Here is a 21,464-nt window from a genome sequence, read left to right on the forward strand (position 1 = left end):
ATAGAGCTGATGGGCATTCTGACCAATGCCTATCAGCATACTAGTATATCAAATTCATGCCTTGAAAGGAAGATATAGATGATTAAAACAAATGACATATCTAAGACAGATCAATTACTTACAGATATTGCGGATTACGTAGTCAATACAACTATTACAAGTGAAGAAGCATACGAAACGGCACGCTATGTATTATTAGATACATTAGGGTGTGGCATTTTGGCCTTACAATATCCTGAATGCACGAAACTTCTTGGCCCAGTAGTACCAGGCACAGTCGTTCCCAATGGTACACGAGTTCCAGGCACTTCCTATGTTCTTGATCCTGTAAAAGGTGCCTTTAATATCGGTTGTATGATTCGTTGGCTGGATTACAACGACACTTGGCTTGCGGCTGAATGGGGACACCCTTCTGATAATTTAGGGGGCATATTAGCTGTGGCTGATTATTTGAGTCGCGTGCGTGTTGCTGAAGGGAAAGAGCCACTTAAAATGAAAGACGTATTAGAAATGATGATACAGGCCCATGAAATACAAGGTATTCTCGCATTAGAAAATAGCTTAAATCGTGTTGGGTTAGACCATGTACTGTTTGTCAAAATTGCGACAACAGCTGTTGTGACAAAGGCATTAGGTGGCACTCATCAGGAAATTGTCAACGCCTTATCAAATGCTTGGATTGATAATTCGAGCCTACGAACATATCGCCATGCACCGAATACGGGTTCTAGAAAATCATGGGCTGCTGGTGATGCAACAAGCAGGGCAGTACACTTAGCCATGATGGCTGTGAAAGGCGAAATGGGCTATGCAACGGCCTTATCTGCACCTGGCTGGGGCTTCCAAGATGTTCTCTTTAATAAGCAAGAATTAAAGCTTGCTAGACCACTAGCATCTTATGTGATGGAAAATGTTCTATTTAAAGTTTCTTATCCAGCTGAATTCCATGCACAAACAGCTGCCGAATGTGCCGTTCATTTACACAATGAAGTGAAAAATCGTTTACAGGACATTGAACGCATTCAAATTACGACCCATGAATCCGCTATACGAATTATCGATAAGGAAGGACCTCTTAATAACCCAGCTGATCGTGATCACTGTCTTCAATACATTACAGCAATAGGGCTTATCTATGGTGATATTACAGCAGACCACTATGAAGATGAAGTGGCTGCAGATCCACGTATCGATAATTTAAGAAATAAAATGGTGGTTGTGGAAAAACCCCAATATACAATTGATTACCTAGATCCTGAGAAACGTTCGATTGCCAATGCTGTTCAAGTTTATTACAAAGATGGCACATCATCTGAGCTTATTGAATGTGAATATCCTTTAGGACACCGTTTCCGTCGTGAGGAAGCATTCCCTCAAATCATCGATAAGTTCCAGCAAAACATTAGCACCCATTATTCTCAAAAACAACACAGCAAGATTAATGAAGTTTGTGCTGATCAAGCACTTCTTGAAAATAGTGCTGTTCATGAATTCGTTAATTTATTTGTTTAACTTCTTTCAGGAAATTAAAGCCTCTGGCGAATGTCACGAATCGGGAAGGAGTTAATAAAGGATGTTAGCCTAAAATCCTCCCATCCTTGAGATAACGGCTAACTGACCTGCATCACAGCCGCTTTCGGACGTAAATATGCCGAGGCATCATTGATTATTAGGAGGTTTTTATAGATGGCGTGGATTGTAAATGAAGCAATAGCACAAAAACAATTGGCTGAACAATTTCGAACACTCATTACTCGTTCAACGATTTTACAAATCCCAGGAGCTCATGATGCAATGGCTGGCTTAATGGCTAAAAAAGTTGGCTTTGAGGCATTATATCTTTCTGGCGCTGCCTACACTGCCAGTAGAGGCTTACCTGATTTAGGCATGATTTATTCAAATGAAGTTGCACAGCGTGCGAGCGAAATTATTCGTGCGACTAATTTACCGTTGCTAGTGGATATCGATACTGGCTTTGGTGGTGTCTTAAATGTTGCCCGCACAGCTCGTGAAATGGTAGAGGCTGGAGTAGCTGCTGTACAGCTAGAGGATCAAAATCTTCCCAAAAAATGTGGTCATTTGAATGGGAAAACACTCGTTGCTCAAGAGGAAATGATACAAAAAATAAAAATGATTAAACAAATAGCTCCTACGTTAGTAATTGTTGCCCGCACGGATGCAAGGTCTGTAGAAGGTTTAGAGCAGGCTATTTTAAGAGCTAAAGCTTATGTAGCAGCTGGGGCAGATGCCATTTTTCCAGAGGCTCTCCAAACAGAAAAAGAATTTAAACATTTTGCCAGTGAGCTAGATGCTCCGTTATTAGCCAATATGACTGAATTTGGACAAACACCGTATTATACAGCTAAGGAATTTGAAAAGATGGGCTATTCGATGGTTATATATCCCGTTACATCGATGAGAGTAGCAGCCAAAGCCTATGAGCAAGTGTTTGGCTTAATAAAAAAGACAGGGACTCAAAAAGAAGCTATTGAGGATATGCAAACAAGAAGTGAATTATATGAAACCATTTCCTATTACAAATTTGAAGATTTAGATAGTGAACTGGCGAAAACCATCTTACCTAAAGAGGAAATAAAGTAGGAGAAAAGTTTACTTTTCTCCTCTTTCTTTCAAGGAGGACTAGCATGGATACATTAGAAAACAAAATGACCATTTTTACACCTGAGGACTTTCAGGAGGAGGAAGGGCTCATAGCAAAAACCGCAGAGCTGTTCATCAAACAAGATGTCGCTACTAATATGGCAGCTATTGAGCAGCATCAATATGACATCACTCGTCGGTTATTTCAAAAAGCTGGTGATCTTGGTTTACTAGCCATCGAAATACCCGAGGCCTATGGAGGGCTAGAACTTAATAAAAAAATTTCCGGGTTAGTTGCAGAAAGGATGGGCTATGGCAGCTCATTCAGTGTATCTTACAATATTCACGCAGGAGTCGGCACATTGCCCTATGTCTATTTTGGCGATGCGTCCCAAAAGCTGAAATACCTACCAAAGCTAGCTTCAGGTGAATGGATTGGCGCTTACGCTCTGACGGAGCCAGACGCAGGCTCAGATGCACTACATCCCAAAACAAATGCCATTTTAAACGAGGACGGCTCTGCATGGGTAATAAATGGTGAAAAGCAATGGATTACCAATGCACAGCTAGCAAATCTCTTTGTTGTTTTTGCGAAAACGAGTGAAGGCATGACTGCATTCATTGTAGAACGTACATTTAGCGGTGTATCTATTGGACAAGAAGAGGAGAAAATGGGCATTAAAGGCTCCTCGACTGCTACGCTTATTTTACAGGATGTTGTCGTGCCGAGGGAAAATGTTCTTGGCGAGGTTGGAAAAGGCCATAAAGTAGCGATGAATATATTGAACATGGCACGCTTAAAGCTAGCTTTCTCCAACATCGGCACTTCCAAACAGGCACTTCAGTTAGCTGTAACGTATGGTAGGGAACGGAAGCAATTTCACCAGCCAATCGTTCATTTTACCATGATACAGGAAAAACTTGCGGATATGGCAACCTCCATCTATGGGGCGGAAAGTGCTGCATACAGGACAGCAGGAGAAATAGATGATGCGATGGAAGTTACGGATAAAGAGTCAATGGTTCAAAAAATAGCTGATTTCGCTCTGGAATGCGCACTCAATAAAGTCAATTGCTCAGAAGTGCTTGGGAAAATTGTAGATGAAGCTGTACAAATCCATGGTGGCTATGGCTATATGCAAGACTACGAGGTTGAACGCTTATATCGTGACGCTAGAATTAGCCGTATTTTTGAAGGAACAAATGAAATCAACCGTTTAACAATGGCGAAGCTACTATATAAGAAGTATTCACAAGCAACATCTACCGAAAATGCTCCAGTAGCATATCAACCAGCAGAAAAGAATCAGCAATACATCCGTCTTGCCAAGTACTTAATGCAAATAGCCATCGCTGTCATTGCTGACGCACAGATTCAATTGGAGCAAGAGCAGGAATATATGCGTCTGCTAGCTGATATAGCAAAAGATATTTATGTTATGGAAGCTTCTTTACTGCGGACGGAAAAGAACGCATGTGACAATATGAAGCATTTGATGACAGATATTCTTTGTCAGGAAGGCTATCGTAAAATAGAAAAAAGGACAATCGACATTATTTGTGCTGCTGAAACAAATGAACAAAAGCGAAAAACAAGGTTAGATCATATTCAGCGCTTAAACATCCCGCTCCATCAGAATCTCTTTATGAAAAAGCGAGAGATTGCAAGAGGGATCATCAACAATCCAAAATCGATCAGTTCATTATCATAAACAGGAGGGAAAATCATGGTTGATACATTTGCCAATGTTAGTAAAGAAGGTGCCATCACGCTTATTCATTTAAATCATCCACCAGCAAATACGTTGTCATCAGCTTCTATTGAACATCTTCGTGTCATTTTTAAAGAATTAGCTGAGGATGAAGAGACGAGAGCTATCATTGTGACGGGCTCTGGACGATTTTTTGCTGCGGGAGCAGATATAAAGGAATTTGTTGCTGCCTTTGGGCAACAGGATAAAGCATTACAAATGGCTGAGGCAGGCCAAGCGCTATGTGATGAAATTGAAGCCATGAAAAAGCCTGTTATTGCTGCTATTAATGGGCCAGCCCTTGGAGGAGGACTGGAGCTAGCGTTAGGCTGTCATTTCAGGATTGCTTCAAGTAATGCCATTGTTGGTTTACCAGAATTAAAGCTTGGCTTACTGCCGACATTCGGAGGCACTCAACGACTGAGCAGAATAACAACGCAAGCAAAGGCTCTACAATTAATTTTAACAAGCCAGCAATTAAGTGCTGACGAAGCACTACAACTAGGTATTATTCAAGTGGTGACGGAGCCAGATGAGCTTCTGCCAACTGCCAAAGCCCTTGCTCAGTCTTTTGTTGAGGGCAAAAGTATGACAAGTGTATCCCGTACAATTGAATGTATAATTCAAGGTGGGAAGGATCATCTCCAAAAAGGGCTGGAATTAGAACGAACACGCTTTGCTGAGTTATTTTTAACAGCGGATGCTAGAGAAGGCGTTCAAGCGTTTATAGACAAAAGACAGCCCAACTTTAAACATTTGTAAGGGAGGAAACTACTATGACAAATGAAGTAATATTTTCCGTCAGTGATGGTGGCGCAGCAAGCATTACGCTGAATCGTCCTCAAGCTTTAAACTCACTTTCTATAGAAATGCTAAAGCCCATTGGTGAGAAACTAAAGGAATGGCAGGCGAATGATCAAATACACTTGATAATTCTAAGAGGTGCTGGCGAAAAGGGCTTTTGTGCTGGGGGTGATATTAAAACACTCTATAAAGCTCGCTCCAGTCAGGAAGCTTTCCAAAATGCCGAAATCTTTTTTGAGGAAGAATATCAAATAGATAAGGCAATCTATCACTACCCAAAGCCTATCATTGCTTGCCTTGATGGCATTGTCATGGGAGGTGGGGTTGGTTTAACGTATGGGGCTAGCCACCGAATTGTGACAGAGCGAACAAAATGGGCTATGCCAGAAATGAATATTGGCTTCTTTCCTGATGTTGGAGCTGCCTATTTTCTAAATAAAGCGCCTGGCTATGTAGGATATTACTTAGCTTTAACAGCTTCGATCATCCAAGCTGCAGATGTTCTCTTTGCTAATGGTGCAGATAGCTATATGACGAGCGATCATTTACAAGCATTCCTCACACGCATTGAACAAACGAACTGGCATACAGTGGAAACTAGCACAGCTCTAAAGCAATTAATAGAGGACTATTCAAGTACACCAACAGCAAACAGTGAGCTTGCCAGCCTTCAAAATAAAATCGATCAACATTTCTCAAAACATACAGTGGAGAAGATAGTCGAATCCTTAGACAATGACCCAAGCAAATTTGCACAAGAAACAAAGCAGTTGCTTCTATCTAAATCTCCATCATCCTTAAAAATTACATTAAAGCAGCTGATAGATGCTCAACATAAAACGGTAGAAGAATGCTTTGCGACTGATTTAATTTTGGCAAAAAACTTTTTAAATCATGAGGATTTCTATGAAGGGGTTAGGTCTGTCGTCATTGATAAGGATCGAAATCCTCAGTATATCTATCAAACATTCGCTGATTTTACAGATGATATACTTGAAAAATTCTTTCAAGACAGTAGTGAAACCGTAAAGAAGTAAGAACAATGATATCTTCGCTCAATAAATGCTGAAACCATCTACTTGTTAAGAGGTAGGTGGTTTCTTAAGTGTTGTTCTGTAGATTTTCATAGGGTTTTGTCAGAGAACGTAGAATGATATGTTATACTATAAAAAACGGAATAAAAGGATAAAGGTACAAATTCAATAGAATTTGTTTAAAAGGGAAGAACGGTGAAAAGCCGTCGCTGTCCCGCAACTGTAATTAGGAGCACATTTTAAAAACCACTGTTATGTATGTAATGGGAAGGGAAAAATGTGTGATGATCATAAGCCAGGAGACCTGCCTTTATCTAGTACAGCCAAAACCTACGCGGATAGGGGGTGTTGAGTGTGACGAATTACCTTCATCATACTCATAGTGCGACAACCAAAAAAAGAGTCTCTATTCAATATAGACGACTTATTTTATATTGGTTGAAGAACTATGAAGTATGTCAGTCATAGCTAGCATCTTCCCATTAGGGCAAGATGTTTTTTTATGAATAAATAGGGGTGAACAAGATGACATCACATTCAATTTCATTTTATATAAATCAGTTAAAGCAGCAAATTATGAACAACCTTTCTGGTGAGCATATTAGGCCTTTACAGCTTTATATTAGGAAGTTAATAGAAGAAAACCCAAATGATTATACATCTATTAATGATACCTATTTAACGATCAAGCTTGAATTAGTCGAGACATGTCATGATAGTAGATAAAAAATCTGAAGACATAATGGACAACATAGATATGAATCAAAAAGTTTTATATAGAAAATTGGATCATTTTGAAATGGAAAGAGGCTTGGTATTAGAAAGTTTAGACATTTTTCTAAGATGGAATCAACAAACACAATACCTTTCTGAAGACAAGCTTCAAAAGCTTTGGATGAAACTGGTAAGGAAGTATAAATTCTCTCTCGATGAATGGGAAAGAACTGCTGGTCATACAAATATCCATGCTTATCTAGTGAAGGAGCAAGGACATGGGTTACAAAAGTTGATGCGCTTTTACAAAGATCGCCACGGCATAAAATGGTTGGAAAATGCATTTCATTATGGAATGTCATTACTCATTGAAGTTGGAAAAATGCCTGGATTAGAAATGTTTTTCCTAACAAATTTAATATGTTACAGATGGGAAAAGGATTATTTAGAGGATGCAGATGTTCAACAGTTTTTTTGTCATTCAATAAATGGTAAAGTGAAGGAGGTCTATGAAAGTTTCAGGGCTTTCGATCAAGAACAGAATCTGTTAACCGCAACTACTCTCTATAAACTTTTATCAAAATATAATCCTCATTTTCAAGTGAATTCGGCAGCAACGCCTGAATTTTATAAGGAATTGTCCTTATTTGTCGAAATCGAGTAATCCATACGTTCGACATGTCAAACAGTCTATTATTCTTTAGAATATAGGCTGTTTCTATGTGAAATACGCTAGTATATTTAATGCTCATAGATCCGTAGTAACAAAAAATCTCGTACATAGTTTAGATACATAATGAATTAAGATATAAGTAATAGATGGTGAAATTCCTTCGAAAGTTATAATTGAAAATAATGAATAATCAAAAAATAAAGAAGTTTAGAATCTAGATTTACTTTTTATATGAAGGATGGTACACTTAAAACTATTGAACAACAACTATATATTGTGTTCGTTTTATATAGGTGCTACTATATGTAGTTTAAAAGGGAAGTTCGGTACAATTCCGACGCTGTCCCCGCAACTGTGAAGCTGACAATGATTACAACCACTGTGCATTCGCATGGGAAGGGAATCAGAGGATGAAGCAAAGCCAGGAGACCTGCCTCTATAAAACAATTAATCATTTCTTCGGGGATTAAGAAATGGGAACGTCAGTATTTTTGGTATGGTAACGTTTCCATTTAGCTATCTCTCTAGAGGAGATAGCTTTTTATTATATGAAAAGAGGGATTTCTATGAAACTTTATACGAAAACAATCTGTCCAAAATGCCTTTGGGTAAAATCTGAATTACAACGTGCAGGACTTGAGGCAGAAATCGTCAACATTGATCACGATGAACAAGCTAAACAAACAATAATCGATGCAGGTTTTTTAAGTGTGCCTGTTTTAGAAATGAATAATACATTTATAGGAGATGTTAAGGACATAGTTTCTCATATTGAGATGATTGTTCTATGATCGTTTACGCAAGTCGTACAGGAAATGTCCGGAATATTGTTTCCAAATTAAGGGCAGAGTCTGTTGAGCTCTCTGAGGAATTACAATTGAATAAGCCTTATCTTTTAATTACTTATACTGATGGCTTAGGCGATATCCCTGCAAAAGTGGAACGTTTTTTAGAAAAAAACAGAGATTTTTGTAAAGGAGTAGTTGCCAGTGGCAATAGTAACTTTGGGCACAACGTATTTGGGGCTGCTGGTGAGAAAATCGCTGCTACCTATCATGTACCCTTAGTGAGAAAATTAGATTTACGAGGCAATCAAACAGATTATGAAGCCATACAAACGTTTTATGAAACGAGGGTAATAAGATGAAAACCTATTTAAAGCTAAATAATGACGTACTGAATCGTTATAGTTCAACTGGGCTACTTGAATTAGAAAAGGATCGTGAAGCTACACGCCGCTACTTTTTAGAGTATGTCAACGTGCGTTTACGTTACTTTATTGATATTGAAGAAAAAATCCGTTATTTAGTTGATGAGGGCTACTACGAGAAAGCATTTATCGACATGTATGAAATGGAATTTATTAAGAAGTTGTACAAAAAAGCATATGATTATAATTTCCGCTTCCCATCCTTTATGAGTGCAAGTAAATTTTACGATAGCTATGCTATGAAAAGTCGTGATGGAGAAGAGATTTTAGAAAAATATGAGGACCGTATTGTCATTATCGCCTTGTATTTAGCACAAGGGAATACGGTGCTAGCAGAACGTTCTGTCGAAGCAATGATGGAAGCTTATCAGCCTGCTACACCAACAGCATTAAATAGTGGTAAAAAAGCACGTGGTGAATTAGTGAGCTGCTTTAAATTATCGATGGATGATTCCATGAATAGTATTGCTGAAAATATTGGTTATTGCTTAGAGCTATCAAGACTTGGCGGTGGGGTTGGAGTTAACTTAACTGATTTACGCCCTTTAGGTGACCCTATTAAAGAGATTCTAAATCGTGCCAGTGGTGTCATCCCAGTTGCTAAACTGTTAGAAAATTCTTTCAGTTATTCCAATCAACTAGGGCAGCGAAATGGCTCTGGTGTTGTCTATTTAAATATTTTCCATGCAGACATTGAAAATTTCATTTCATCTAAAAAACCGAATGCCGATGATAAAATTCGCCTCGCAACATTATCAACAGGAATAATTATACCAAGTATTTTCTTCGAACTTATGAAACGTGATAAAGATATTGTCTTGTTCAGCCCATATGATATTTTCAAAGAATATGGCAAACGCATGTCTGAGATTTCCATTTCAGATATGTACTATGAGCTACTTGATAACCCTAAAATTCGTAAAATTAAACGTTTGAATGCACGTAGGCTGTATACAGAAGTGAAAAAAGCACAATTTGAATCGGGCTATCCGTTTGAAATTTTTGATGATAATGTCAATGAAGTGCATCCTTTAAAAAACATCGGTCGCGTAAAAATGTCCAATCTATGTACCGAAATCCTGCAAGTTCAAGAAACAAGCATTATTACAGATCAAGATCAACCGAATGACTATGGATTAGATGTATCCTGTAACTTAGGGTCGATTGATATTCATGCAGCAAGTAAAGTAAATGATTTCGAAGCCTTAATCGATACGGCTATGCACCTATTAACAAATGTGTCGCAAATGACGCACATTAAAAATGTACCGTCTGTTGCAAAAGCCAATCAATTAATGCATTCAGTAGGACTTGGTTGTATGAACCTCCACGGCCATCTTGTGACGGAGGGCATTTTATATGGCTCCAAAGAGTCGATTGATTTCATGGATCGTTTTATGGAAGCGATGAACTTTTATTCACTCAAATCATCGATGGAAATGGCTAAAGAAAAAGCTGCAACTTTTTATCGATTTGAGGACAGTGATTATGCATCAGGTAGCTACTTTGACCAATATGTCAATAAAATCGACGAAGAACTATCACCTGTTGTGTTAAAAGCACTTGGCAATATTCCAATCATTACGAAAAACATGTGGGAAACGCTTAAGCAAGATGTGATGCAATATGGTCTATTTCATTCCTATCGTTTGGCTATTGCACCAACTGGCAGTATTTCCTACATACGTAGCTGTACGGCTTCTATTGCGCCATGTACTGAGCGTGTAGAGGTTCGTGATTATGCAGATAGTAGAACGATTTATCCAATGCCTCATTTAACAAATGATAACAGTCATTTATATGTAGAGGCATATGATGTTAATCCGTATGATTTAATTGATTTGTACGCTGCTTCTCAAAAACACGTTGACCAAGGTATTTCCATGACGCTTTATGTAACAGATAATTGGACAACTGAACAATTAGCTAAAGTATACATTTATGCATGGGTAAAGGGCATTAAGTCCGTTTACTATGTTCGTCAACGATTACAAAGCTTAGAGGAGTGTGTAGCATGTCAAATATAATTTATGAGGCGGTCAATTGGAATAAGGCAACGAGTGAACTTGCCCAAATATTTTGGGACCAGCAATGGAAGCAAATTTGGTTTCCTGAGGAAATTGCGGTCAGTAAAGATATCAAACAGTGGAAAAGCTTTGAGCATCAAGACACGTATAAAAAAGTGTTCGCGGGATTAACGTTACTGGATACAGTTCAGACCAATATAGGGATGAATCGTGTGGCCGCTTATACAGACGATTTACAAGAGAAGGCTGTCCTAACCGTTTTTGATGCATTTGAGGCAATCCACGCCAAATCCTATTCTTATATTTTTACAACGCTTTGTACAAACGAAGAAATAGATGAGTTATTTGAATGGGTCAAAAAAAATGAATTTCTACAATATAAGGCCAATAAAATTGCGGATATTTATAATAGTATCGAAGAAAACGATCCAGAAAGCTTATGGAAAGCGATGTTCTCCTCCGTTATGCTCGAATCTTTCCTTTTCTATTCTGGCTTTTTCTACCCGCTGTACTTAGGAGGACAAGGCTTCCTACGAAACAGTGCTGAGATTATTTCACTTATTTTACGCGACGAATCCATCCATGGTGTCGCAGTTGGATTTTTTGCTCAAAATCTATTCAAGCAATTTTCAAAAGAAAAACAAGAAGAGCTCAATTTATGGGGCTATGAGCTATTATTAGATTTATATCAAAATGAAATGAAATATACGGATGATATTTATGCGGAAACAGGATTATCACCTGAAGTGAGAGCCTATGTACGATATAATGCTAATAAAGCCTTAATGAATGTTGGTTTTGAAGCAATGTTTCCAGAAGAAGAAGTCAATCCGATTGTGATGAACGGTATTCGTAATGAAGGCTCCACATATGATTTCTTTTCACAAAAGGGAGCTACCTATGCTAAAGCAAAAGTAGCGCCAATTACAGATGACACATTTAATTTTAATCGTTAGGATGGAGAACAATGAACGTAGAAGTAAAAATCAAAAGAGTACACGCGGATGCAATACTACCAATGCAAGCCAATCCTGGTGATGCGGGCATGGATCTCTACTCCATTGAAGCAGTAGAAATACCAGCAGGCGTAGCCAAACTTATTAAAACAGGTATACAGATTGAATTACCTAAAGGAACGGAAGCCCAAATTCGACCAAGAAGTGGACTAGCATTAAAGCATAGTGTAACCGTACTGAATAGCCCAGGCACAATTGATGAAGGCTACAGAGGGGAAATCGGCGTTATTTTAATCAACCACGGCCAAGAACCGTTTATCGTCGAAAAATCTATGCGTATCGCCCAAATGGTCATTCAATTTGTCCCATCCATTCAATTAGTAGAAGTAGATGAATTATCACAAACGATCCGAGGAACATCTGGATTTGGAGCAAGTGGTACTAAATAGAATTGATTAGTTTAAAAAGATGACAAAGAAATCCTGTGTGTATATACATGCAGGATTTTTTTGTTGTCAGTAAGGATAGTCTGTTTAAAGCTTAGCAGAACTACACATGAAAGCAATGGACATTAAAAAAGATGACGTCGGTTACTTACCAAAGTCATCCCATTACGGCATAATCAACAACTACATCTAAAAATATCAACAGCTTTTAATTTTCATCTGTCTACCTAATAGGCAGCATATCACCACGAATATGTGCTCTTCTTTCTTTGTTCATCTTAGTAATTAACTAGATTCCAGATGAAAGATCGAAAGTATATGGTTTAAATTGGGATAATAATATAAAATTTATATATATACCATTTTTATTGTAGCTAATAGTGTTGGGATTGGGGGCGGAAGTTATAAAGAAGAAATTATGGAGTACAGGTTTATTACTAGTATGTATTTTTCTCGTTGCTTGTGAGTTCAATCAACAGGAAGGGAAAGAAGCGTCTACTATTGCTCAAAAGGTGAATACAGAAGAATTTATACCAAAGGCGATAAGCCCTGGTAATTTTAGTGAATACGATATGGCACTTAAGATGGATAATGACGGGAAATTTCAGCTAGAATCAACCGTTGTCGTTAAAAACCTCTCTACCGATGATTGGGAACAATTGATATTTTATTTTATACCTAATATGTTTACAAAAGCTGTCTCACCCGAACTGGAGCATCCATCTACCATTGCGTTCCATAACATTACCATTGATGGAAAAACGGCAGCTTACACCCTTGAAAAAGATACACTCAACATTCAGCTTCAAGAAAAATTGAAACCTCATCAAGAAATGAAAGTTTATTTTTCCTATGAGTTCACTCTGCCTGAAGAGGGCTTAAGATTTACGAAGAGTAATGGTAATTATCATTTAGCTCAATTTTATCCGATGCTTGCCACATATAGAAACCATCAATGGAACAAAGAAGATTATCGTTTTAGAGGAGAGACGTATCATACTACATTCAGCAATTTCAAATTAACCTATGACATTCCTCAGAAGTACACGTTGGTGTCTTCATTTGATCAAGAGGCATTTCCAAGCCCAAACAAAGGGTTACTTGAAGTTGAGAACGTGAAGGAAATATTTGTTGCTCTAGTAAAAGATCCAATACTAGTGGAAAAAGACGAAGACATCGCCATTAGAGTATTTGGATTTGAGGAAAATAAAAAGGAACTATATCAAGAAATAGCAGACGAGGCTTCAGCTGTCATAAATTATTTTGAAGAAATAATGGGGCCGTATCCTCTCAAACAACTAGATATTATCATAGATGGAATGGGCATGGAGTACCCAGGAATTGTAACAGCCCATACGATTTACAACAGTGGTCCTAGTAGTTCTGAGCAGATTAAAAGTACAGTGGTTCATGAAATTGCTCATCAATGGTTTTACGGGGTCATTACCAATGATCCTTTTCATCATGCCTGGTTAGATGAAGGCTTCACGGTATTTGCTACAAATCTATTCAACTTTAAAAAATTGAATCTGAGCAAACCCTATACGATTTACAGCATTGATCCAGACCTAGTGCTTCCAGTCAATTTACCACTTGATCAATACCAATCTGATATGAGTGCATATGTCTATGGAAAATCGCCTGCAATGCTCTTGAATTTATTTGATGATAATGAAGAAATCAAAGACATTGAACAATTTTTAAAAAGTTATTATCAATTTTATAACTATAAAGAAATCGATTCCACAGAATTCGCGCGATTCACAAAATACTATTTTGATTTAAAGGACGATTCTATATTTGAGGGATGGTTAGATCTAGATAACACTAAAAATGAATGATTTAGCAATAGGTTCTCCACGAAAGAAAAGGGATATTGTGCAAGCAGTATCTCTTTTTTTATGTTCAAAATATATCAGCTTCACGATCAGGATTTAACCACCTTTTAGAGAAAAAAACATAAATTGAAAATTAAGTATTCTCTTAACGCTAATAATAAACTATACTTACAATTAATTATAGTTATAGAACAGGAGAATTGTCATGCTAAAACGGTTATTTTTTGTAAGTTTTGTATTTTATCTATGCTCTTTGATTTATGTAGAGGATAATAGCTATGTCCATGCAATTAACAAAGATGTAGTATTTTTTGATAGTGGTACTGCTATAAATGGTAGGACGATGTTACCGATGAGAAATATATTTGAATCATTAGATGCAACTGTTGCCTGGGATTCCTCAACCCAAACCATAACAGCAAGTAAAGGGAATACAACTATTCAATTAAAGGTTAATTCGTATAAAGCAATTGTTAATGGGAAGGAGACTTTTCTAGATAACCCACCTACCATTATGAACTCAACTACAATGGTACCCGTAAGGTTTGTTAGTGAGTCTTTAAAACTACCTGTTGAATGGGATTCAACACTAAGAGTAGTTAATATAATCACAGAAGGGAAAAATATTTTTATTTATGTTAATGATCCTACAATAAATACAGATAAGAATTCTAAAATTAATAACTATAATCAATTGGTTGATTTACATAATAACCTTTTATTTGTACTACAAAATTTGGAATATGAAAAATCGTTGTATCCTAATTATTCACAAGATTACCGTAATATACTAGAGAAACAGTTAACATTGTCTAAGCTAAAATTAAAGGTAATGCAAAGAATGGAAGTAATATTAACGGAAATTATAAGACAAGGATAGACAGACAATTATTCAATCAAACGGATCCTCAACTGACATAAAAGAAGGGTTGAGCATTTGGCTTTGTTGTTAGGTATGTAATGAAACGTTAGAAGTTTATAAGGGGAAACTAACTCTCCATTCGCTGGCTATGAATTTTAACGCTGGTTTGTTAGATTGAAGTGTGATAAGAATTCATTTTTGATTAACCATTTCTTCAAAATGGACTCAATAAGAGCATAGACTTATCAATGATTTGAGTGAAGAATGCAGCTCTTTCTTAGTCATTGATTCAACTTAAAGTAAGAACTAATTATTAGCGAATATTACATTGGAAAGGCTACTTTAATATAAAATCCATGAAATTTTTTGACCATTTGAGGACTGTAAATAACAGTCCTCTTCTTTTTGTCGCTTACACGCGTACCAGACTTGAATAATGGTAAGAAGTATTAAAAGTTAAAAAAATTTAAAAATTGAAAAAATATCCACAATATCTTATCATAGTAATGTAAAAGCTTACATTGAGAAGGGAGGCGGATGCCGGTGTTACGTGCATTAAAAGTAGGACTAGCAATTGAGCGAGCCAATCGGAAAAATTTAGTTGCGTTAGTCGCTGTTGTCATTATCGTTTTCGGCTTTATGTTTTATTTAAAGGCACAGGCCGTTGGTAATCAAATCGTTGAAAAAAAGGGTGACTATTATTCCATCCAGGCTGTACTATCAAAATTTCAAGTGAAAGATGCTTCAGAATCAGGGGATGGCAGCGATTTATATAAAAATTTAACTAAACAAAAAAGCAAAATTGCTTTACAAATAGCAACATTAACAATGGATAGACAATCTATGTATTATGAGGCTTCACTTCAACTCGCTAAATTAAGGCAAGAGGCATTCGAATTAGAAGGATACGAAAATATTGCCGAGTTGTTACCCTCTAAATTACAAAATTCGATGGACTACCTTTATTTTAAATGGATGATAGATGAGGGAAAGGATACACGATCTGATCTATTTCAATACATACCGTTTTTATTATTTTTATTTAGTCACGTAGGTGCAGGCTGGTACATATTTATTAGCTTCCATACGAGTTCTATTTTACTGGATGACTTTGAGCATTCTAGTTTAATTCAAGGCTTTCCTGTGCGGTTTGATACCTATATTTTATCTAAATGTCTTATTTCTTTGTTATCCATAGTGACTAGTATTTTACTCATTTTTATTTGCGCAAGTCCGTTATGGATACTAAATGGACTTGGTAACCCACTAGAGCCTGTCGGGATTTATCTAGGAAATGCCACATTAATATCTACGCTTCAATATATCGCAATAAGTGTTGGCTATATGTTCGTCATTTCAATTTTTGTCATGTTGTTGTCGATTATTTTAAATGTGCTACTGAAAAATATGTATTTAACACTATTTGTACACTTTATCGTATTCTTTTTACCGATGATTTTTCCATCTCTTATTAGTTTATTCCCCTATAATCCTTTTAATTTCATGAACTTTAATGATATTTTACGAGGGGTACCGGTAGATTTAGCAGAGCCTGTTGCTATTACGATGAATCTAGGCTTAATCATCCTATGTTTAAGTATTATTTTAATGTTGTTTGTGATTAAAACATTCTTCTCAACAGGAAAAATCAATAGGGCATAGGGGAGGGAAAATAAGCATGTGGAGTTATTTTAAATTTGAATTCAAGCAATTTTTTTTGAATAAGAAAAACTTAGCAATATACTTTTTACTTGCTTTTGCAACCTTTTTTTATGTATTTAAAATAGCACCAGCTTACGATCCGATTGAAAGTGTAGACTCTGAGGAGATTGAGGCGCGCTATTTAACACGTCAGGAATTTTTAGATCATATGGAAGGAAGAAAATTACATGGTCTGCATCCTGCCGTTATTTTTGCTATTGAAATATTTAGCGAGATTAACCCTATAGATAAAGCGAGATTAGATGCATTAGAAAAGGACAATTTTAAAAAATATGCAGATTTAACGCGTGATTGGTACTACTTTACCAATGCGATTACCTATAAAAGTGATTCATTTTCATATAACTCAAAATATTTTATAAAAAATAATGAGTATGCAGAAGATGATGCCTTTTATGCTTATTTAGAGCATGCAGTCCGTTATGATGCATATTCGAAAGCAGATTATGAATTATCAACGGAAATATTTGAACAACGCACGGCACTACAAACGCTCGAACGCTTATTAAAGGGTATACTGCCCATTATATTGATTGTCTGTGTGCTACTTTTAGCAATTGATATGGTTGCCAAAGATAGACGCCATCCATCCATTTTGAAGGGGTCTCCGATTAATGATTGGAAAAAGCTCCTGGTGAAAATGGTCGTTGTGCTACTAGGTAGTGCCGTATTATTTATACCGCTTATTGTTGGCTTCTTTATTGTAGGACTACAATCTGGCTTTGGGAATTTCCATTTGCCCTCTCCAGTATATGCGCCGCATCTCGACTGGCGTATGGAAGGTAAATTTGAAATGATGACTTTAGGTACGTTTTTAGGACAATCGCTGGCTTTGCTTTTTACCTGGTTCATCGTCATCATCAGTGTTGTACTATTATGCAGTATGCTATTCCGCAATGAGATGGTCAATTTCGCTGTTGGCATACTCCTTATTTTTGGTGAAAATTTTTATTTCAGCCGTTACGTTGGCTTTTTCTGGGACGTTCAAAATTATCCAACATCCTATATTCAAGTCGGACAAATTATTTCAAAACAGCGGAATTTTTATTATATGAATGATCATTTAGATTTTACTTTAGGATTACAGTTATTACTTGGACTAGCTGCCATTGTCATTTTTTTCATCATACTGACGGCATCGAACAGGCGATATAAGCTAATTAAATAGGGGTGGTAAAGATGATTGATATTCAAAATATTACCGTGCGATTTGGAGAAATGAACGTGTTAAATAATATTTCCATGACCTTTGAGCAAGGGCAAATGATTGGGCTTGTTGCACCAAATGGAACGGGAAAATCTACATTTATGAATGTGTTGATGAATTATGTGAAACCGTTGAATGGCAAGATCGTTTTTAAAGATGGCCTATGTTACTCAACTAAACAAAATGAAGTGAAAATCCATACATTCGTGTCAATGATGCCAGACCAAAGTGACTTGTATAATCATTTAAGTGGGCGAGAGCATTTAAAAATGTTTGCTACGATGTGGAAATCGGATTTAAAACTGATTGACGAAACAATCGAAGCATTAAATATGGGGCATTATGTGAATAAAAAGACAGGTACCTATTCTCTTGGGATGCGCCAACGTCTATGCTTTGCCATGCAAATTGTTACAAATACAGACATTATGATGATGGACGAAGTGATGAACGGGCTTGATCCAAATAATGTGGAAATTATTTCGAAAATATTATTAAAGAAAAAGGCGGAAGGGAAAATTATTATCATTGCCTCCCATTTACTTGATAATTTAGAGAAATATGCAGACCGAATTTTCTTATTTAACGAGGGAAAACTAATAGATACCAATCAAATAATCGAAGATTTTAGTCAAGCGCATATTAAAACGATTCGCATAAAAAATATGGAAAGTAATACGAAAAAACAGCTTCATGAGCTATATCCAAATATCAAACTTCAAACACTGACAAATGACATGACACTCATCCATTTACCAAGTTCTGAAGCCAGTTTATTAAGTTCACTTACATCTTTTTTAGTTGAGAGAAACGTAGTAGATTTTGCTTTTGGGAAAGTTACATTAAATGATTTGTATGCAATGTATTATCACGAAGAAAGCAATGTGACAGCTAGTTAAAGAGGAACAATCACTTTTATTGTTAAATTAGTTCTTGCCGTAAAATATAATGTTTATTTACGGAGCAGCTTTTGACTTACTCTAGTTTCCAAAAACATAGTATTTACTACCTTTTCAGTTAAGATTACATCCTCAGATAATTATTTATTGTTTGGTCATCATTGTTAAAATAATGTGAGTCATATGATTGAAAAATTACGGTGACAGGTCCACAGGTGATATACTGGTATATCTTAGTATAAGAAAAGGGGTAAAACTATGAATAAATTTAATAAGACATTAGCATATATAAATGAATTACTTTATGAACCTAATAATTTAACAATAAAAGATATCCATGAAGAAACTCAAAACTCAGATTATGGGGCTGGGCTATTTCAGTTAAATTCTAAATCGGTTAGATTTAGAGTCGCAAAAATAACACCTAATAAGATAGGACAGTTTGTTTCCTTTTGGGAAAAGGATGAAACTAATAAAAACCAAGCATTCTCATATGATAATGCCACTGATTTATTGGTAATAAACACTTTTAATGATAATGGTGATTTTGGCCAATTTGTTTTTCCAAAAGAAGTTCTTTTAAAACAAAACATCCTTAAAACCGTTAATACAAAGGGTAAAATGGCAATTAGAGTTTATCCTAGTTGGGATACTCCCACTAGTCAACAAGCGCTAGCAACACAAAAATGGCAATTACCTTATTTTATTAAAATTGACCATGCTAGTAGTTCAATACATGAGCTATTAAAACTATACTCCAACTAATTTTCTTAAACAAATGAATAAGCAACAGATTTATTACAGAAATTGCGCTATTCATATTTACTGAACAGTTGGAGGGAAGCAATAAATAAGGTATCAACTACTGATTACGATTATCAAGATTTTGAAAAGGATCTATTTAAAATAAGAGCCTTTCTACGATAAGCAAACACAGGGACGATTATTCAATTAACGCAGTCTCTTCTTATATTACCAGGGCAGTTTAGTTATTCTTTAATATTACGTGAAGCAAGGATGTGAGTGCATGTTTCAAGATGGATTTCCCAAACATTTAAATGAGGATGTGACGACAGTGGTTGGAATGATTCCTCATAAAACTTATAATCATGTCACGATTGCTGTGTCTGAGGATACTATCCACTATTTTCAAAATAATACCGTGATTAGATTTCCTTATCGTACCTACTACATTGATAGTTCAGATGAAGTTATAGAAAAACTAAGTCTACAACAAAAAATGATTTTGCATTGTATATATTCAAGAAGTTGTGATGGATTTGTACGTCAAAAGCATATTTATTCGTTGCTACAGATGGATTACGAAGACTGGGCTATTCCTTATATCGTCAAAATATGTGATGAATATGTCGTAGAGATAATAGAATTAGCCTATGATATTTTAAAAGAGCAGGATACAGAACGGATTAAGAGATTTTGTCTTGAAAATATTGTGCCATTTTGCAAAAGCTATAATCGAATGATTAGCTATTGGAACGAATTTTACCGATATAGATACAATCATTTTCAAACATACATTGGCAGGAAGTTATTTAGAGATTGTTTTGGTTACTCTAAATCAATGGAGCGCAGGGCAAAGAGAATTGTGGAGCACTTAACCTAAAGTAACTGGGGCTTTAATTGAATAAGACTCATTTCATTTTACGAACGGGCCAGATTGTTGAGGAACATTTTCAACAAAATTGATATTATTGTTGAACTATCGAGTAAGGTTGTGAAGATTATTACTTAAACTAACGGCTCAGGATAGTTAAAGTATATTTAGGGCACGTTACTTCAAAAAAGGAGTAATCTAAATGAAAAACCCATTCTTAATTAGTTCATTTGTGTTTATATTTTTGTTCAGCTTTTCTATGTATTTAGGAAGTCCAGTTTATTCACAAACTACACCTTCAGATAAAAATGAGTATTTACATCCTGCAAATAAGGAAAAAGTTATTGATGAAACTGTAGATGAATTTTATCTGGCATTAAGAGACCTAAAATATCCTATACATCAGGAGGTTTTTCAAAGATATAAGCAGAAGTCAAAGCAACAGCAAAGGCATTTGGATACTGCTCTTTTTAAAGAAATGCCTGATGCATCTGTAAATGTTAGAAAAAAAATATTGTTCAATGAGGTAGAAAAATTAAATTATATTACTTTTGATGGAAATATTCTTCGTACCTACCCTAATATAGATATTAACTACCATCAGACCGTTAGCCCCGATAGGCAAGTTTATTTCTTTTATTCCTTTAAAGACACTGAAAAAGAATTTAAAGGTAATTATGCAATTTATGATGTGGAAACAAAAGAAATGATGGCAGGTGGAAGTACTTATATGCCAAAGCTCAATCTTACAATGAACACTTATGATAAAGAAAGTTTAGAAAAAGTTGCAAAAGGGATGTATTCGTCTAGTTGAACTAACGGTAGCGATAGTTCAACTTCCTATAAGCAATTTTAGACATACTTTAGTTATTTCATTAAAGGCGCAATTCTGCAGCAAGAATTGTGCTTTGTGTAGAATTGAAATAAAGTTGCGATGTTTTAAAAAAAGATACGATGTTTATAAATTATCAAGACCTAATTTTAAAAAAGATAGAAAAATTAAAGGGGCTGGGACATAACTCATTTTATTGAGAAAAAGCAAAAAATGAATGTTATTTTTGTGATTTATTAAAGTATATGTGTTCTAATAACGCAAAAAAATGTT

At 35.9% G+C, this 21,464-nt stretch carries 20 protein-coding genes and 2 riboswitches; all 20 genes read left to right on the forward strand.

Translation table 11 applies throughout. The features are described 5' to 3' along the window. The first annotated feature begins 78 nt into the window (after positions 1-78). The 20 genes from prpD (at position 79) to NST76_RS11295 (ending at position 21,173) form a co-directional block, all read left to right on the forward strand. A complete protein-coding gene (gene prpD / locus NST76_RS11200) occupies positions 79-1,512 on the forward strand; it encodes a 2-methylcitrate dehydratase (protein WP_338651170.1) in 1,434 nt (477 codons plus the stop codon). 174 nt (positions 1,513-1,686) lie between these two features. Then, on the forward strand, positions 1,687-2,601 hold the full coding sequence (gene prpB / locus NST76_RS11205; RefSeq protein WP_036126321.1) for a methylisocitrate lyase: 915 nt from the start codon (positions 1,687-1,689) through the stop codon (positions 2,599-2,601). A 44-nt stretch (positions 2,602-2,645) separates the two neighbouring features. Continuing rightward, a complete protein-coding gene (locus NST76_RS11210) occupies positions 2,646-4,313 on the forward strand; it encodes an acyl-CoA dehydrogenase family protein (protein ID WP_036126319.1) in 1,668 nt (555 codons plus the stop codon). Between the two features lie 15 nt (positions 4,314-4,328). Then, complete coding sequence (locus NST76_RS11215; RefSeq protein ID WP_342543855.1) at positions 4,329-5,114, forward strand: enoyl-CoA hydratase-related protein; 786 nt, start codon at positions 4,329-4,331, stop codon at positions 5,112-5,114. A 14-nt stretch (positions 5,115-5,128) separates the two neighbouring features. Further along, the gene (locus NST76_RS11220; RefSeq protein ID WP_342543857.1) at positions 5,129-6,193 is read left to right on the forward strand and encodes an enoyl-CoA hydratase/isomerase family protein; all 1,065 of its coding nucleotides are present in this window, start codon (positions 5,129-5,131) and stop codon (positions 6,191-6,193) included. Between the two features lie 135 nt (positions 6,194-6,328). Continuing rightward, positions 6,329-6,517, forward strand: a riboswitch (cobalamin riboswitch). Positions 6,518-6,715: 198 nt separating this feature from the next. After that, positions 6,716-6,916 carry a hypothetical protein gene (locus NST76_RS11225; protein ID WP_342543859.1) on the forward strand — a complete coding sequence of 67 codons (201 nt, stop codon included), beginning with the start codon at positions 6,716-6,718 and terminating at the stop codon, positions 6,914-6,916. After that, positions 6,903-7,568, forward strand: a complete 666-nt coding sequence (locus tag NST76_RS11230) for a hypothetical protein (protein ID WP_342503776.1) — start codon at positions 6,903-6,905, stop codon at positions 7,566-7,568. The genes NST76_RS11225 and NST76_RS11230 overlap by 14 nt, the downstream gene beginning before the upstream one ends. A 283-nt stretch (positions 7,569-7,851) precedes the next feature. After that, positions 7,852-8,030, forward strand: a riboswitch (cobalamin riboswitch). Positions 8,031-8,143: 113 nt separating this feature from the next. Then, positions 8,144-8,368, forward strand: a complete 225-nt coding sequence (locus NST76_RS11235) for a glutaredoxin (RefSeq protein ID WP_036126306.1) — start codon at positions 8,144-8,146, stop codon at positions 8,366-8,368. After that, a complete protein-coding gene (gene nrdI / locus NST76_RS11240; RefSeq protein WP_141904342.1) occupies positions 8,365-8,724 on the forward strand; it encodes a class Ib ribonucleoside-diphosphate reductase assembly flavoprotein NrdI in 360 nt (119 codons plus the stop codon). The genes NST76_RS11235 and nrdI overlap by 4 nt, the downstream gene beginning before the upstream one ends. Further along, on the forward strand, positions 8,721-10,814 hold the full coding sequence (nrdE, locus tag NST76_RS11245; RefSeq protein WP_101966661.1) for a class 1b ribonucleoside-diphosphate reductase subunit alpha: 2,094 nt from the start codon (positions 8,721-8,723) through the stop codon (positions 10,812-10,814). Before nrdI ends, nrdE begins: the two co-directional genes overlap by 4 nt. Next, positions 10,802-11,770: a class 1b ribonucleoside-diphosphate reductase subunit beta gene (gene nrdF / locus NST76_RS11250; RefSeq protein ID WP_036126298.1), complete on the forward strand. Its 969-nt coding sequence runs from the start codon at positions 10,802-10,804 to the stop codon at positions 11,768-11,770. Before nrdE ends, nrdF begins: the two co-directional genes overlap by 13 nt. An 11-nt stretch (positions 11,771-11,781) precedes the next feature. Next, positions 11,782-12,219, forward strand: coding sequence for a dUTP diphosphatase (gene dut / locus NST76_RS11255; RefSeq protein WP_330493306.1), 438 nt, complete (start codon positions 11,782-11,784; stop codon positions 12,217-12,219). Positions 12,220-12,599: 380 nt separating this feature from the next. Continuing rightward, positions 12,600-14,057 (forward strand): M1 family metallopeptidase, encoded by a 1,458-nt coding sequence (locus tag NST76_RS11260; protein ID WP_051891722.1) that lies wholly within the window; start codon positions 12,600-12,602, stop codon positions 14,055-14,057. Positions 14,058-14,259: 202 nt separating this feature from the next. Next, positions 14,260-14,934, forward strand: coding sequence for a copper amine oxidase N-terminal domain-containing protein (locus NST76_RS11265; RefSeq protein WP_330493305.1), 675 nt, complete (start codon positions 14,260-14,262; stop codon positions 14,932-14,934). Between the two features lie 519 nt (positions 14,935-15,453). After that, positions 15,454-16,578 (forward strand): ABC transporter, encoded by a 1,125-nt coding sequence (locus NST76_RS11270; protein ID WP_180957803.1) that lies wholly within the window; start codon positions 15,454-15,456, stop codon positions 16,576-16,578. Positions 16,579-16,594: 16 nt separating this feature from the next. Then, on the forward strand, positions 16,595-17,806 hold the full coding sequence (locus tag NST76_RS11275; RefSeq protein ID WP_342543863.1) for an ABC transporter permease: 1,212 nt from the start codon (positions 16,595-16,597) through the stop codon (positions 17,804-17,806). A gap of 11 nt (positions 17,807-17,817) precedes the next feature. Continuing rightward, positions 17,818-18,744 (forward strand): ABC transporter ATP-binding protein, encoded by a 927-nt coding sequence (locus NST76_RS11280; RefSeq protein WP_271913476.1) that lies wholly within the window; start codon positions 17,818-17,820, stop codon positions 18,742-18,744. Positions 18,745-19,002: 258 nt separating this feature from the next. Beyond that, complete coding sequence (locus NST76_RS11285; protein ID WP_036126282.1) at positions 19,003-19,509, forward strand: MepB family protein; 507 nt, start codon at positions 19,003-19,005, stop codon at positions 19,507-19,509. Between the two features lie 262 nt (positions 19,510-19,771). Next, positions 19,772-20,368, forward strand: coding sequence for a hypothetical protein (locus tag NST76_RS11290; protein WP_058844399.1), 597 nt, complete (start codon positions 19,772-19,774; stop codon positions 20,366-20,368). Between the two features lie 193 nt (positions 20,369-20,561). Beyond that, complete coding sequence (locus tag NST76_RS11295; RefSeq protein ID WP_330493303.1) at positions 20,562-21,173, forward strand: hypothetical protein; 612 nt, start codon at positions 20,562-20,564, stop codon at positions 21,171-21,173. Positions 21,174-21,464 lie beyond the last annotated feature (291 nt).

It is taken from the genome of Lysinibacillus sp. FSL W7-1291 (assembly GCF_038593415.1).
Lineage (GTDB): Bacteria > Bacillota > Bacilli > Bacillales_A > Planococcaceae > Lysinibacillus > Lysinibacillus fusiformis_D.

Coding starts and splice junctions, on each gene's coding strand:
- prpD (WP_338651170.1), top strand. CDS start 79: ATGATTAAAACAAATGACATATCTAAGACAGATCAATTACTTACAGAT.
- prpB (WP_036126321.1), top strand. CDS start 1,687: ATGGCGTGGATTGTAAATGAAGCAATAGCACAAAAACAATTGGCTGAA.
- NST76_RS11210 (WP_036126319.1), top strand. CDS start 2,646: ATGGATACATTAGAAAACAAAATGACCATTTTTACACCTGAGGACTTT.
- NST76_RS11215 (WP_342543855.1), top strand. CDS start 4,329: ATGGTTGATACATTTGCCAATGTTAGTAAAGAAGGTGCCATCACGCTT.
- NST76_RS11220 (WP_342543857.1), top strand. CDS start 5,129: ATGACAAATGAAGTAATATTTTCCGTCAGTGATGGTGGCGCAGCAAGC.
- NST76_RS11225 (WP_342543859.1), top strand. CDS start 6,716: ATGACATCACATTCAATTTCATTTTATATAAATCAGTTAAAGCAGCAA.
- NST76_RS11230 (WP_342503776.1), top strand. CDS start 6,903: ATGATAGTAGATAAAAAATCTGAAGACATAATGGACAACATAGATATG.
- NST76_RS11235 (WP_036126306.1), top strand. CDS start 8,144: ATGAAACTTTATACGAAAACAATCTGTCCAAAATGCCTTTGGGTAAAA.
- nrdI (WP_141904342.1), top strand. CDS start 8,365: ATGATCGTTTACGCAAGTCGTACAGGAAATGTCCGGAATATTGTTTCC.
- nrdE (WP_101966661.1), top strand. CDS start 8,721: ATGAAAACCTATTTAAAGCTAAATAATGACGTACTGAATCGTTATAGT.
- nrdF (WP_036126298.1), top strand. CDS start 10,802: ATGTCAAATATAATTTATGAGGCGGTCAATTGGAATAAGGCAACGAGT.
- dut (WP_330493306.1), top strand. CDS start 11,782: ATGAACGTAGAAGTAAAAATCAAAAGAGTACACGCGGATGCAATACTA.
- NST76_RS11265 (WP_330493305.1), top strand. CDS start 14,260: ATGCTAAAACGGTTATTTTTTGTAAGTTTTGTATTTTATCTATGCTCT.
- NST76_RS11270 (WP_180957803.1), top strand. CDS start 15,454: ATGCCGGTGTTACGTGCATTAAAAGTAGGACTAGCAATTGAGCGAGCC.
- NST76_RS11275 (WP_342543863.1), top strand. CDS start 16,595: ATGTGGAGTTATTTTAAATTTGAATTCAAGCAATTTTTTTTGAATAAG.
- NST76_RS11280 (WP_271913476.1), top strand. CDS start 17,818: ATGATTGATATTCAAAATATTACCGTGCGATTTGGAGAAATGAACGTG.
- NST76_RS11285 (WP_036126282.1), top strand. CDS start 19,003: ATGAATAAATTTAATAAGACATTAGCATATATAAATGAATTACTTTAT.
- NST76_RS11290 (WP_058844399.1), top strand. CDS start 19,772: ATGTTTCAAGATGGATTTCCCAAACATTTAAATGAGGATGTGACGACA.
- NST76_RS11295 (WP_330493303.1), top strand. CDS start 20,562: ATGAAAAACCCATTCTTAATTAGTTCATTTGTGTTTATATTTTTGTTC.